The organism is Virgisporangium aliadipatigenens (assembly GCF_016863615.1).
Classification (GTDB): Bacteria; Actinomycetota; Actinomycetes; order Mycobacteriales; family Micromonosporaceae; genus Virgisporangium; species Virgisporangium aliadipatigenens.
Genome location: NZ_BOPF01000028.1, coordinates 103807 through 117552 on the forward strand (window position 1 = coordinate 103807; position 13746 = coordinate 117552).

Below are 13746 nucleotides of genomic sequence, written 5' to 3' on the forward strand. Positions count from 1 at the left end.
CGCGGCCGGCCCGGCGGCTCACGGCATCAGCGACTCGCGCGGCGCTCGCCCACTCAGCGGCCCGCACCGGCGGCCCGCGCCGGCAGCGCGCGTCGGTGGCGGGCGTCGCTGGTTCGCGCGGCGCTTGCTGGCCCGGCGGCGTGAGCCGGTGGTGGGTGTCGGTGGCTCGGTGCGGGTGGGCGATGCGACGCATCCGTGTCCGGGCGTGCGAAGCCGAGGCGGCGCCGGTCGGGTGCCGGCGCCGCGCGAGCGGCTGGGTCAGTTGTTGACCGAACGCATGCCCTGTTCGGGGTAGCGGGTGCCGGCCGCCGCACCCGGCGGGAGCGCGTCGTCGAGCCGGGCCAGCGCCTCCGGGCTGAGCGTGAGGTCGGCGGCGTCGGCGTTCTCCTCGACGTACTTGACCCGCCGGGTGCCGGGGATCGCGAACACGTCCTCGCCCCGGGAGAGCACCCACGCGAGCGCTACCTTCGCCGGCGAGGCGCCCACCTCGTCGGCGACCGTGCGCACCACGTCGACCAGCTTGGCGTTGTGGTCGAGGTTCTCCTCGGAGTACCGCGGGCTGAACCGGCGGTAGTCCCGCTCGGCCAGGTCGGCCCTGCTCTGCACCGTGCCGGTGAGGATGCCGCGCCCGTAGGGCGAGTACGCCACGAGCGCCACGCCAAGCTCACGGCAGGCGTCCAGGAGGCCGTTCTCGGGATCGCGGGTGAACAGCGAGTACTCCACCTGAACTGCCGCGATCGGATGCACGGCGTGCGCGCGACGCAGCGTGTCGACGGCCACCTCGGAAAGGCCCAGGTGCCGCACCTTCCCCGCCCGCACCAGTCCGGCCATCGCGCCCACGGTGTCCTCGATCGGAACATCCGGCAGCTTCCGGTGCATGTAGTACAGGTCGATCGTGTCGATCCCGAGCCGGGCGAGCGAGGCGTCGCAGGCCTGCGGCACCCACTCCGGGGAGGTGTCCCCGTACTGGCCGCTGTTCGGGCCGAGCCACGAGGCGCGGTCGGCGCCCTCGGGGAACCGCGCGAGGAACTTCGTCGCCACGAACGCCTCGTCGCGCCGACCCTTGAGCGCCTGCCCGAGAACCCGTTCGCTGTGGCCCGCGCCGTACATGTCGGCGGTGTCGAAGTGCGTCATCCCGACGTCGAGCGCGCGATGCACCGCTGCGATCGACTCGTTGTCGTCGGCCGGCCCGTACACGTCCGCGAACGACATGGTGCCGAGCCCGACGGCGGCGACCTGCGGCCCGTTCGTGCCCAACTGGCGAAGCTTCATGAGGTGGCCTCCGTGTAGAAGTCGATTTTCCAGTCGATGACCTTCAGGTCCTTCTGCAGGGCATCGATCTGCGCCACGACGCGGGCCCGGTGCGAGACCAGGATCTCGAGGCGTTCGTGGTTGGTGGTGTCGCCGACGTTTATCAGCTCCACATAGCGGATCATGTCCCGAACGGGCATCCCGGTGTCCCGCAGCTTGCAGAGGAAGCGCAGCCGCTCCACGTCCTGCTCGGCGTAACGGCGCCGGCCGGCGGAGTCGCGTCCGATCGGGCCGACCAGGCCCAGCCGCTCGTACCAGCGCAGCGTGTGCGCGGAGAGGTCGACCTGCCCGGCCACTTCGCTGACGGAGAGAAAGGCGCCCACGGGTTCCACTCTTCCCCTTCGAGCGCACTCTAAGTCAAGCGAACTCCACCAGATTGGGCCTGTGGATAACGTTGATTCGTCCGACAGGTGTACGAGAATGGGGGGCATGCGGACAGGCTGAAGGAAGCCGAAGCCGTACTGGCTCCGTGCCTTCAGACCAGCACGCTGTATCTGTCCACACAGGACATTGCCACCGGAGTGTGCCTGGCCGTGCTGGACGGCAACGGCATCCCACTCGACGTCGGCCGCACCAAACGACTCGTCGTCGGCGAGCTACGCCACGCCGCAACATCTGCCACCGGCGACCATGAGCCGCTACGGCCGGCCGAGGTCCCGCGGATGGTCGAACTCGTCCGCCGGACACCACACGTTGAGCGTGTACTCCGGCCGCAGCGTCGACCGGTCGAACGGGACCGTGAACCGCTGCCCGTCCGTGAGCACCACCTCGACGGTGTTCGCGGAGGCGAAGCGCGCCGACTCGTACTGCCGCGGCGGCGGGTCGTTGAACTCCGACCGCGCGCACAGCAGCGGATACCGCGACTCCCGAGTGAGAAGACCGGCGGGGCGGCGCACCACGAGTTCCTGGCGTTCGCCCCAGCCGTCGGGGCCGGCGGTGATCACCAGCTCCAGCCCCGCCTGCTCGGCGATCCGATGATCGGTCGGCGGGGCGTCGGAGAGGAACCACAGGGCGCCCGCCACGCAGGACAGCGCCAGCGCCGCCACGGACGCCAGCACGGTGACCACGATCGCTGCCCGCTTGTCCCGCAGGGTCAGCCAGGCGACCACGATCCCCATGAGCGGCGTACCCACCACGGCGAACGGCGGTGCCCAATATCCCGCCCGCCGCAGGATCACCAGGTCGAGGGGGTTCCACCAGAGCAGCAGCGAGAGGGTCAGCACGATCAGCGTGAAAACGGCGACCAGCGCGGCGATCCGGCGCGAGGCGCGGGTGGGCCGCAGCGAACCAGGCGTCGACCTGGGAAGCGTCGACAGCGGGGGCGGTAAGACGGGCACCCGACCGATGGTCGATCATGCCCGGCCGGCAGCGCGTCGCCCGCGCCGAGCCCTGGCACGAAGCCGGGGTTCGACGCCGAGGGTTGACGTCGGAGAACCGGACGGCGAACGTGAATCCCGTTGGCCGTACCGCAAAAGGCATGAACGCCGTCCCGCACAAAGGCTGAACGCCGCACCGCGAAGGGGATCAACCATGAGCGTCAAGGTCACCCAGCCGTCCGACAACGAGATCCGGCTCGTCCGGGTTTTCGCCGCGCCGCCCGAGCTCGTCTTCGCCGCGCACACCCGGGCGGAATACCTGAAGCAGTGGTGGGGCCGGGGCAATCCGCTCGACGTCGAGATCGACCTACGGGTCGGCGGCACCTACCGGTTCGTCGAGCACGCGCCCGACGGGGAGCTGTACGCGTTCCGGGGCGAGTTCCGTGAGCTGGAGCCGCCGGGGCGGATCGTGCAGACGTTCGAGTTCGAGGGGATGCCGGGGCACGTGGCCGTCGAGACGCTCACGCTCGAGGCGCACGACGGCGGGACGTTGATGACGAGCACGACGTGGTTCGACTCGAAGGAGGATCGCGACGGGATGCTGGAGACCGGCATGGTCGAGGGGACGGAGCAGTCGTTCGCCGCGCTCGACAAGATGCTCGCGGCAGCCGGCTAGAGGTGCTTGATGTGGCGCAGGATGCGGTGCAGGGCCTCGTCGTCGATCTCCTGACGGATCGTGCACATGACGTGGCCCGCCGCGTCCAGGTCGTCGACGAGTTTCCACGTGTCGGTGAGCGGGATGTCGAGCGTCGCCGCGATCTCCGCCACCGAACGGGGATTGAGGCACAGCCGCGCGACCCGCCGGCTGTCGGGGCTCAACGGTGCGGACAGCGCCGCCGGTGCCGTGGCCACGATCGTGTCCACCCCCAGGTCAGCCGGAACCGGGCGAGCGTAGTCGCTAGCCTGGCCGTTCGGCCGATCCGTCATACGGCCATATTCGCTTCTTCGCGAAGCCTGTGCAATCTGCGGTCCGATTACATACAGTGATCTTCGGCGAATGTAACGTTTCGAATTGGAGCCGTCGCTAATAGCCGTTCGACAAAGAACATATCCGCGAGCGCGGACGGCTCGAGCGGTCGGGCGAATAGGAATCCCTGACCGAGGCGGTAGCCGAGGTCGTGAAGGAACGCGGCCTGCTCCGGCGTCTCGATTCCCTCGGCCACCGCGGACAGCTCCAACGACCTGGCCATCTGCACCACGGCGGTGGCCACGGTCGACTGGCGGGCGACGGTCGTTACCCGGTCGACGAACGACCGGTCCAGCTTCAACGCGTCGACCGGGCAGGTCAGCAGCAGTCCGAGCGAGGACGCGGCGGTGCCGAAGTCGTCCAGCGCGAGGCCGATCCCCTGGGCGCGCAGTGCGTGCAGGGTGGCGATCGTCGGCGCGTCGGAGAGCACACCCGACTCGGTGACCTCGATCGTCAGGAGTTCGGCGGGCATGCCGGTCTCGGCGAGCACGGCCGCCACGTCGTCGGCGAACCCGGCCTCCTGCAGCTGGCGGCCGGAGACGTTGACATTCATCCGCAGGGCGCGGGCCCGCGGATGCTGCGCGCGCCACTCGACCGCCTGCCGGCACGCCTCGCGCAGGATCCAGCGGCCGAGCGGCACGATCAGCCCGGTCTGCTCCGCGATCGGGATGAAGTCGCCCGGCGACATCGGCCCGCGCACCGGGCTGTGCCAGCGCACCAGCGCCTCCACGCCCACGAGGTCCCCCTCCGGCAGCGTTACGATCGGCTGGTAGAGCAGGTGGAACTCGTTCGCGCCGATCGCGTCGCGCAGCAGCGACGTCAGCCGGGCCGTCTCCAGGATCCGCGCGGTCATGTTCGGGGTGTAGGCGGCGTATCCGCCCTTGCCGCTGTCCTTGGCCGCGTACATGGCGATGTCGGCCTTACGGATCAGCTCGTCCAGGGTGTCCTCGCCGTCGGCGACCGCGACGCCGACGCTCGCCCGCGTCATGATCTCCGAGCTGGCGGCCCGCACCGGCCGGCTCACGGCGGCGAGCAGTTCCGCCGCGTACGCCGAGCCGTCGCCGCCGGACTCCCGCCCGCGCAGCAGCACGGCGAACTCGTCACCGCCGAGGCGTGCCACCACGTCGCCGTCCCGGGTGGCGCCGCGCAGCCGCGCGGCGACCGCCACCAGCATCGCGTCGCCGGCCGCGTGGCCGAGCGTGTCGTTCACCGCCTTGAAGTCGTCCAGGTCGATGAGCAGCAGGTAGAGGCGTTCGCCGGGGGCGCGGCCGGCGAGCGCGCCGGAGACCGCGTCGACGAAGGCGGTCCGGTTGAACAGGCCGGTCATGCCGTCCTGCAGCGCCTGCTCGCGCAGCCGCCCCTCCTTGTCGCGCACCTCCAGCAGGGCCGCGTCCAGGCGGTCGATCAGGCGGAAGTTGTCGCGGAACGCGAGGACCTGCCGGACCACGACGATCGCGGTCACGGCCACGGCGCCGCCGATGGCACCCCACACGTGTGTGTCCAGGCCGTCCGGCAGGGTCACGATCATGGTGGCGAACGTCACGAGCACGGCCGCGTACGGCAGCAGCCGGTAGGGCTTCTCGCGCAGGGGGATGAGCGCGGTCGGATTGCCGCGCTGGCGCAGTTCCTGGATCCGCGGCCCGAACATGAGCACCAGCGACGGCAGCAACCGCAGTGCGAGCGTCGCCGACCCCACGGTCTCGGCCGAGTAGTCGACCGGCGCGACGAAGGCGCCGACCCCCTGCAGGAACGCGGCCGTCACCAGCGGCAGGGCCGCCAGCCGGGTCGCGGGCGGCACCGCCGCGAGGGTCACCCGGATCGCCGAGAACCCCGCGACCAGCACCAACGCCACGGTCATCACGCCGGTGGTCGCGTCGACGTCGCCGCCCCCGCCGCTCGCCAGCACCGCCCACGCGAGAACGCCGCTCGCCACCATCACGGTCGCCGAGTCGAGCCAGAAGCGCAGCCGCGCCCCGGGCGAACCGGTGCCGCTCGGGTAGATCAGCATGTTGACGACCATCACGGCCAGGCCGGCGACCAGCAGCACGGACTGGAGCACGCCGCCGTTGACGTCGCCCGGGGTCATGCGCCCCCACGTGTCGACCAGTTGCGCACCGTCGCCGGCCGTGAACATCCCGACCGCGATCGTCAGCCCGAGCCAGAACCGGCGCACGATCGGGTTCACCGCCGAGATCCGCACCAGCCGCAGCGTCAGCACCATCATGCCGAGGTCGGCGACCATGATCATCGGCCAGAACGCCGCGAGCTTGGTGTGCGCGGAGGCGGGCCACGCGAGGAACCACCCGACGGCGGCGAGCGACGACCCGGCGAGCCCGACGAGTACCGGATCGCGCCACAGCGGCACAGCACGCCCGCGGCCTGCTGCCGGATCAGCAGCGTGCACGCCAGGGGTCCCTTCTCGCGGCAGATGTCGATCTACTCGTCGGCGCCGCGAGGCGGAAGTTGAGCGGATGTGACAACGGGCCCGGGGGCAATCCCCGGGCCCGTTGCGGTGTGTGCCTTACAGCGTCAGGGTCCAGCTGTTGATGTAACCGGTGTCCAGCGACGCGGCGTCCTGCACGCGGAGGTTCCACGTGCCGTCGGCCTGCTCACCGGCGAGGTTGACCGTGAAGGTCTGGTCCACGTTGTCCGCCGAGCCGCCGCTGCGGTTGAGCAGCGTGTAGACCGAGCCGTCCGGCGCGATCAGGCTGACGACCAGGTCGCCCCGGTAGGTGTGGACGATGTGCACCTCGGCCGTGCTGCCGGCCGACGCGGCCCGCCCGCAGCCGTTGATCGTGATCGGGCTGCTCACCGTCGAGTTGTCGGAGATGGTGTAGTCCTGCGAGTTGGTGCCGGAGCAGCCCGGCGCGCCGACCACCGTCAGGGTGTAGGTCGCCGTCTTGACGGCGCTGCTGCCGGTGCCGGTGATCGTCACCGGGTAGGTGCCGCCCGGCGTCGACGCCGAGGTGGCGATCGTCAGCGTCGACGAACCGCCCGACGTGACCGAGGTCGGGCTGAACGTCGCCGTCGCGCCGCTCGGCAGGCCGCTCGCCGAGAACGCCACGGACTGCGCCGAGCCGCCCGTGGTGGCGGTGGAGACCGTCGCCGTGACGGAGCCGCCCGCGTTCGTCGAGCCCGCGGTCGGGCTGACGGCCACCGAGAAGTCGCTCGCCGGCAGGCCGGAGTTGTCGACGTACAGCAGCTTGTTGGGGGAGCCGGTGCCCGGGCTGGTGACGACGTTCGGGGTCGCGTCGTTGCTCAGCTTCGAGGCGACCTGCGCCGGCGTGTAGCTCGGGTTCTGGGCCAGGACCAGGGCGGCCGCGCCGACGACGTGCGGCGTGGCCATCGAGGTGCCGCTGATGGTGTTGGTGTTGGTGGCGCCGCCGATCCACGCCGACGTGATGCCGGAGCCGGGCGCGAAGATGTCCAGGCAGGTGCCGATGTTGGAGTACGACGCGCGGGCGTCGGTGTTGGTGGTGGCGCCGACCGTGATGGCGTTCGGGGTGCTGGCGGGGGAGACCTGGCAGGCGTTGGACCCGTTCTCGTTGCCGGCCGCCACGCCGTAGGTGACGCCGTCGGCGATGGAGTTGGTGACGGCCTGGTTGAGCGCCGTGTTGAGGCCGCCGCCGAGGCTCATGTTCGCCACGGCCAGCTCACCCGGGTCGTGGTCGCCGGTGACCCAGTCGATGCCGGCGATGACCTGGTCCCAGGTGCCGCTGCCGGAGCAGTTCAGGACGCGGACGCCGACCAGCGTCACGCCCTTGGCCACGCCGTAGGTGTTGCCGCCGACGGTGCCGGAGACGTGGGTGCCGTGCCCCTGGCAGTCGGTGGCGTCGTTGTCGTTGTCGATGGTGTCGCGCCCGGAGACGGCCCGGCCGCCGAAGTCGTTGTGGCCGAAGTTGATGCCGGTGTCGACGATGTACGCGCGCACCGTCGAGGCCAGGGTCGGGTAGGTGTAGGAGTTGTTCAGCGGCAGCGCCCGCTGGTCGATGCGGTCCAGGCCCCAGGAGGGGGTCGGCGCCTGGGTGCCGCTGGCCTGGACGGTGTGGTTCTGCGTCACGTAGCGGACCGTCGGGTCGGCGGCGAGCTTGCGGGCGGCGTCCGCGGACATGTTCGCCGCGAAGCCGCGCAGCGCGTGCTGATAGGTGCGCGCGACGGTGGCGTTGTACTGCGTCGCGAGCGAAGTGGCGGTGGCCTGCACGCCGGCGCTGCTGACCGCGAGGTCGTTCAGCACGACGATGTAGGAGTCGGCGATGGCGGTCGCCCCACCTGCGTCGAGGATGGTGCCCTCCGCGGGAGCGGCACTGGCCGGCGTGCCGGCCGCGACGGCGAGCGCCGCCGCCGCGATCAGGAAACCGGACCGGCGCAAACCGGTCCGGGTCGTTCCTGCCTTGCCCATGTGGTTCCTTCCCCCTACCCCTGGTGACCGATCCCCGCTCCGACGATCGAAGCGGGTCGATCAGTATGTGAGGCGTAATGGTAAGGACCACGTATTACGATTGATAGATATAGGCGTGCGTCATTGTAATGCCGTACACTGCGCCCCGGATTTCCGGGCCTAGGTGACGGTAAATGGGCGACTCGTGCCCGTGAACGCGGTTATCCTCCCGGTCCATCCGTTTTTCCAGTCACCGTGATGCACGATCCGATAGACGCCCGTCGGGATGTCCAGCGGAATCTCCCAGGTGATTTCCGCCTTCGAATCCGCGACGCTGTGCCGCGTCCAGCGATAGACGGTCTCCCAGTCGTCGTCGTCCGCGACCGTGTGCCAGGTCGTTCCCTCCTGGCGTTGGATTTCGAGGAACGTCCCCTCGGTGCGCAGGTTGTTCTTCGGGTGTCCGCTCCAGAAGACGGCCCGTGCCGTACCGCCCCGCGGGTACGAGGCGGCCGGCTCCTCGGCGACCTGACCGAAGCTCACCCCGCCCGGAGTGGTGTCGAAGACGACGCCGAGCCCCACGACGACCTGGTCGTCCGAGAGGTCCCGCGGCGTCACCGCGCTCGGCGTCGGCTGCCCCGCCCGCAGCGCGGCGGCCACCGCCGTGAACTCCTGCGTGAACGCCGGAAGCGTCCACCGCCCGAACAGCGTCGAGCCGCCCTCGTAGTGCTGCGCGTCGTACTCCTCCGGCGTCGTCACGTAGTTCGCGTAGGCGTTCGCGTAGCCGGCCAGCAGTACGTGCCGCGCCGCGGGCCCCATCGCCGCCCGCACCGCGTCGGTCAGCCGCGCACCCGCCACGATCGTGAACTCCGCCGGCGCCGCCGCCAGCACCAGCGGGCCGATCCGCACCACCTGCACCGGCAGCACCTCCGGCGTCCACGGGTACGGCGCCTGCGTCCCCGTCGCGAGGAACACGTCCTTCGGCGCCTGGCACGCCCGCAGCTGCGGGGACGGCGCGGACACCAGGATCCCGGCCGCCAGCAGCAGTGGGTTCGAGCGCAGCGAACCCTCGTCGGCGAAGTCCGGCCCGGGCGCGTCCTCGGCCCCCGCCGTGAACGCCTCACCGAGCGCCGCCTGGCACGTCCGGTGCGTGGCGCCGTCGCCGGTGAACTCCGGCCGAACGTCCACAGTGGACATGTTCACGTAGCGGAGGCGGCCGCCGACCGGGCCGGTGAGTTCCTCCGTGGCGTTCGCGAACGCCTGCCGCGCCGCCGCGTCCTGGCGCTGGCCGATGATGCGGGTGCTCTCCGTGCGGTCGTCGACGGGGCCCTGAGAGCCGCCGCCGCGCAGGTTCGGCGACATGTCGCCGGCGGCCGTCTGCGCGAACGCCGTCACCATGCCGGGCGCCGAGCGTTCCCACGCCCACTCGGCGTAGCCCTTGTTGTCGCCGGTGATCAGCGGGTTGTCCGGGTCCATCGAGGTTCCGTGCGTGGGGAACCAGCTGATCGCGCCGACCGGCTGCCCGCCGCGCGCCAGTTTCAGCACCGTCATGCGGGAGTCGATCGCGTCCGGGAAGCGCGCCCGGTCGGCCGCCGGATTCAGGTCGAACGCCGCCCGCGAACGGTTCACCGACGCGTTCGTCAGCGTCGACGTTCCGATGTGGACGGTGCCGGGGGCGAGGTTCGCGTGCGCCCGTTCGATCGAACGCACGATGCCCGACACGATGGCCTCGTACGTCTTGGGCTGGTAGCCCAGGATCGTCAGGTTGTAGAGCGTGTAGTGCGAGTGCCCGCCCGGTCCGGAGTGGCTGTGAGTGGCCGACAGGATCGTGTTGTCGGCGGTGTACACGCCGCCCATCCGGCTCGACAGGCGGCGGATCACCTCCAGGTGCACGCCCTGGAAGAGCTGGCCCACGTCGACGTTGACGAACACGGCACGCCCGCCGCCCGGCTGCGCGACGACGAACGCCCGCGCCCACTGGCGTTGCTTGACGCCGGCCGTCTTCTGGTCGACGCGGGCGTTGCCCATCATGCCGACCTCGGCGGCCTCGCCGGTGACGTCGGCCTTCCCGACGCCCACCAGGTACGGCGGGTCGGCGGCCGCGCCGGCGGCCGGTGGTATCCAGGTCGCCACCGCGACGACGAGGGCGACGACGAGAGCGATGACGAGCGGGACGGCTGATGGGCGGAGGGGCTTCAAGTGCGGGGGTCTCATGTGAAACATTTACACATATCAACGTCTGTCGCGCAGCAGGTCAGCGGTAGTAACTTGTGGCAGGGTGGTCCCGTGGGTGCCGCCGATGAGACGCGTGACGGGGTCGCGCTGACCAACCTCGACCAGCCGCTGTTCGACGGGGCCGAGGCCACCAAACGGGACCTCGTGGACTACCTCGACGCGGTGGCCGAGCGGATCATCCCGGCGCTGCGCGACCGGCCGCTGTCGGTGCTGCGCGTGCGGCCCGGACAGCAGCCGTTCATGCAGAAGAACCTGCCGAAGTACACGCCGGACTTCGTGCGGTCCGTGAAGCTGTGGGCCGAGGCGTCGCACCGCGAGATCTCCTACGCGCTCTGCGAGGAACGCCCGACGCTGCTGTGGCTCGCCAACCAGCGGGCGGTCGAGTACCACCCGACGCTGCTCAGCGTCTCCTCACCCGACCGGCCCACGCACCTCGTGCTCGACCTCGACCCGCCCGAGGGCGGCGACTTCTCCGTGGTCGTGGCCGCCGCGCGGCTGATCCGGCGGGTCCTCGACGACGCGGGCCTGGCCGGCGCGGTCAAGACCAGCGGCGCCAAGGGCATGCACATCTACGTTCCCGTCGCGAGGGATGCGGGGGACGCCGCCGACCTGGCCGCCGCGCAGCGCGCCGTCGCCGCCCGCGCCGAGCGGCTCGACCCGGCGCTCGCCACGACCGCGTACATCAAGGAGGACCGGCACGGGAAGGTCTTCCTCGACTCGACCCGCGCCGGCAGCGCGACGGTGGTGGCCGCCTACAGCCCGCGCATCCGCCCCGGCGTACCGGTCTCCTTCCCGGTCTCCTGGGACGAGCTCGACGACGTCACCCCACGCGACTTCACGATCCGCACGGTGCCCGCGCTGGTGGCCGACCGGGACCCGTGGGCCGAGGCGATGCCCGCCCCGCAGACGCTGCCCGAGGACCTGATCGCCGAGGGCCACACCATCCCGGTCGCCCGGGTCGTCGCCATGCACGAGGGCAAGCGCCGCAAGCGGGCCGCCGCCGCGAAGGCCGACCCCGCCACCTGACTCCAGGACCCGAGCGCCGCGTCCAGCCTCCCCGGCGGCGCCGCCGAACGTGTGTGAGCTCAGGGAGGTCAACAAGCTCGTTGATATCCGTGAGCTCACACACGTCCGCACTGAACTCACACCCGTGTGAGCTCACGGTGGTGGGGCGACGAGCTGAACGCGGACCCGGCAGCGGAGCGGTGCGCGCGGGAGCGTGCGGTCGTGCGCACGACGGACGCGCGTAGATAAGGCTCTAAAGAGGGCTCAGCGCCAACGGCCTGAGGCCGGCCGCGGCGAGTGCGGCGCGATCCGACGGGGAGGCCTCGGCGCGGCCGGTCGCCTTGCGGATGGTGACCTCGGCGGACCAGGGGATGTCCGGTCCGGGCAGCAGCAGGCCGAGGAGGATCTCCGACGACGGCGGCGAGAGCCAGGCCGGGCGGGCGAGGGCGTCGGCGAGATCCAGGCCGTGCAGGGCCAGCTCGACGACGCGGGTGAGCATGAAGTCGCTCAGGAGCATCGTGTCGTCGTGCCGGGTCAGCACGAGCCGGTCGGCGGGTGCCACGAGGGCGGCCGCGTGCGCGGCGCGCCAGGACGCGGCGAAGCGTCGCACCGGGTGAGGCTCCCGGTTCGCCGCCTCGATCGAGCCGCTGACCCGGGCCGCGTCGACCTCCGGGGAGAACCGGCGGTCGCGCCGGTAGTAGCCCGCGGCGTCGGTCGTGGCGGCCGGCGGCCCTGCGGTTGGGGGCCCTGCGGTTGGCGGCACTGCGGCGAGCATCGCCGGTACCCGGTCGACGGCCGCCCCGACATGCGCCAGCAGGTCACGCACCCGCCACGGCGCACACCGGGTCGGCCGGTCGAACTCCTCCTGCGACGCCGCCGAGAGCGCGTCCTCGATGGCCCGCGCCTCGGCGGTGAACGCCGCGAGGAGGGTCCTCACGCCTTGGGCAGCTTCGCCAGCACGGCCTTCGTCTGCTCGACCGCCTTCGGCTTGATCTCGTCCTTCGGCACGAAGCTCTGGCCGAACGTCACGAGGTTGATCGTCAGGTACAGGTTGCCGTCGTAGAGGCGCACCGTGTAGTCGCTGGTCTTGGCGCCGATGTCCCAGTCCCGGTTGGTGCCGTGGGCCTGTTCGCCGAGGCCCGGCAGGTCGACGTCGAAGTAGCGGTTCTTGTCGAGGTCGTAGCCGGCCTTGTAGTAGCTCTGCGCCTCCTTGGCCGCCTGGTACACCTGCGACTGGACGCGCAGGGTCACCTTCATGCCGGCGGCGGTGCGCAGTTCGAAGTCGCAGTCGGAGCGCTCGATGGTGCCGACGGTGCGCACGTTCGGCGTCTTCTTCTCCACCTTGGCGGAGTACGGGCCGAGCGCGGCGAGGTCGATCGCGCACAGGTCGCCGGGCTTGCCGTACTTGACGCCGCTGCCGGCCGCGGTGCCGGACGGCGTCGGTCGGCCGGTCGCGGCCGTCGCGCCGGTCGCGGGCTGCTCGGCCGAGGTCGCCTGCGGCGGCTCGTCGTCACCGCCCAGGACGCTGAACGCCGCCCACGCGCCGCCGGCGAGCGCCAGCACGAGCACGGCCGCGACGACGCCGATGATGATCATCGGCGTGGAGTTGTTGGAACGGGCCGGAACCGGCTGCCACGGCGCGCCGGGCTGGCCGGGGTATCCGGGCTGTCCGGGGTATCCCTGCGGACCCGGCGGCGGATACTGCGGCGCGTAGCCGGTCGCGTCGGGCTGACCGAACATGCCGGTCGGCGGCGGGTAGCCCCCCGCGGGCGCCCCGAACGCCGCCTGGTCGGGCGACGGATAGCCACCGGGCCCGGAGGCGGGCGGCGCGGAATAGGGAGAGCCGTAGGCGCCGGTGAAAGCGCCGGTCTCGGGCGGCCCCGAGGCGGGCGGGCCGTAGCCCGGCGGCCCGGAGGCGGGTGCACCGTAGCCCTGGGCGGGCGGCCCGGAGGCCGGTGCACCGTACGGATCTGTGCCGGGCTGGCCGGCAGGTGGGTACGTCACGGGGGCGACCATAGTCGATTCGAGCCATCGGCACGTTTCCCCGTCCTGCCGCGCGGAGCACGCCGATTACCGTGCGCTCCTAGGATGTGACGCATGATCTTCATTACCGCCAAGTTCCGGGTGCGGCCGGAGTATGCCGACGACTGGCCGCGCATCACGCGGGGGTTCACCGAGGCGACGCGGGCCGAGGCGGGCTGCCTCTGGTTCGACTGGTCCCGCAGCGTCGACGACCCGAACGAGTACGTGCTGGTGGAGGCGTTCCGGGACGACGCTGCCGGGGCGGCGCACGTGGGCTCGGCGCACTTCGCCCAGGCCCGGCAGGACCTGCCGAAGCACCTGGCCGAGACGCCCCGCATCGTCAACTTCACCGTTCCGCAGGACGACTGGTCCGCGCTCGGCGAGATGGCTGTCGAGTAATTGACGGGGTTGCGGTTTCTCTGAAGGACGAACGGTGGCGGGGACGCCCCCCAGGA

General features: G+C 71.4%; 12 protein-coding genes. 3 read left to right on the top strand and 9 right to left on the bottom strand.

Annotated elements, in window-relative coordinates:
• Positions 1 to 258: 258 nt before the first annotated feature.
• The 3 genes from Val02_RS32000 to Val02_RS32010 all read right to left on the bottom strand — a co-directional run bounded on the left by Val02_RS32000 (position 259) and on the right by Val02_RS32010 (position 2648).
• Complete coding sequence (locus tag Val02_RS32000; RefSeq protein ID WP_203902993.1) at positions 259 to 1272, bottom strand: aldo/keto reductase; 1014 nt, start codon at positions 1270 to 1272, stop codon at positions 259 to 261.
• Positions 1269 to 1634, bottom strand: a complete 366-nt coding sequence (locus tag Val02_RS32005; protein WP_239153483.1) for a MerR family transcriptional regulator — start codon at positions 1632 to 1634, stop codon at positions 1269 to 1271. Before Val02_RS32005 ends, Val02_RS32000 begins: the two co-directional genes overlap by 4 nt.
• A gap of 315 nt (positions 1635 to 1949) precedes the next feature.
• A complete protein-coding gene (locus tag Val02_RS32010; protein WP_203902995.1) occupies positions 1950 to 2648 on the bottom strand; it encodes a hypothetical protein in 699 nt (232 codons plus the stop codon).
• A gap of 193 nt (positions 2649 to 2841) precedes the next feature.
• Between Val02_RS32010 and Val02_RS32015 the strand changes: the two genes are divergently transcribed.
• Positions 2842 to 3303, top strand: a complete 462-nt coding sequence (locus tag Val02_RS32015) for an SRPBCC family protein (RefSeq protein WP_203902996.1) — start codon at positions 2842 to 2844, stop codon at positions 3301 to 3303.
• On the opposite strand, the gene Val02_RS32020 is transcribed toward Val02_RS32015, so the two are convergent.
• From Val02_RS32020 to Val02_RS32035, 4 genes are all read right to left on the bottom strand, one after another.
• Positions 3300 to 3614 (bottom strand): DUF742 domain-containing protein, encoded by a 315-nt coding sequence (locus Val02_RS32020; protein WP_203902997.1) that lies wholly within the window; start codon positions 3612 to 3614, stop codon positions 3300 to 3302. The two genes, Val02_RS32015 and Val02_RS32020, sit on opposite strands and share 4 nt — an antisense overlap.
• Positions 3615 to 3661: 47 nt before the next feature.
• Complete coding sequence (locus tag Val02_RS32025; RefSeq protein ID WP_203902998.1) at positions 3662 to 6058, bottom strand: putative bifunctional diguanylate cyclase/phosphodiesterase; 2397 nt, start codon at positions 6056 to 6058, stop codon at positions 3662 to 3664.
• Between the two features lie 117 nt (positions 6059 to 6175).
• Positions 6176 to 8053, bottom strand: coding sequence for a S8 family peptidase (locus tag Val02_RS32030; protein WP_203902999.1), 1878 nt, complete (start codon positions 8051 to 8053; stop codon positions 6176 to 6178).
• Positions 8054 to 8212: 159 nt separating this feature from the next.
• Positions 8213 to 10243 carry a neutral/alkaline ceramidase gene (locus tag Val02_RS32035; RefSeq protein WP_203903000.1) on the bottom strand — a complete coding sequence of 677 codons (2031 nt, stop codon included), beginning with the start codon at positions 10241 to 10243 and terminating at the stop codon, positions 8213 to 8215.
• A 72-nt stretch (positions 10244 to 10315) separates the two neighbouring features.
• Between Val02_RS32035 and ligD the strand changes: the two genes are divergently transcribed.
• Positions 10316 to 11290 carry a non-homologous end-joining DNA ligase gene (ligD, locus tag Val02_RS32040; RefSeq protein ID WP_203903001.1) on the top strand — a complete coding sequence of 325 codons (975 nt, stop codon included), beginning with the start codon at positions 10316 to 10318 and terminating at the stop codon, positions 11288 to 11290.
• Between the two features lie 232 nt (positions 11291 to 11522).
• On the opposite strand, the gene Val02_RS32045 is transcribed toward ligD, so the two are convergent.
• The gene (locus Val02_RS32045) at positions 11523 to 12206 is read right to left on the bottom strand and encodes a maleylpyruvate isomerase N-terminal domain-containing protein (RefSeq protein ID WP_203903002.1); all 684 of its coding nucleotides are present in this window, start codon (positions 12204 to 12206) and stop codon (positions 11523 to 11525) included.
• Positions 12203 to 13273 (bottom strand): hypothetical protein, encoded by a 1071-nt coding sequence (locus Val02_RS32050; RefSeq protein ID WP_203903003.1) that lies wholly within the window; start codon positions 13271 to 13273, stop codon positions 12203 to 12205. Before Val02_RS32050 ends, Val02_RS32045 begins: the two co-directional genes overlap by 4 nt.
• A gap of 93 nt (positions 13274 to 13366) precedes the next feature.
• Between Val02_RS32050 and Val02_RS32055 the strand changes: the two genes are divergently transcribed.
• Positions 13367 to 13690: a putative quinol monooxygenase gene (locus Val02_RS32055; RefSeq protein WP_203903004.1), complete on the top strand. Its 324-nt coding sequence runs from the start codon at positions 13367 to 13369 to the stop codon at positions 13688 to 13690.
• Positions 13691 to 13746 lie beyond the last annotated feature (56 nt).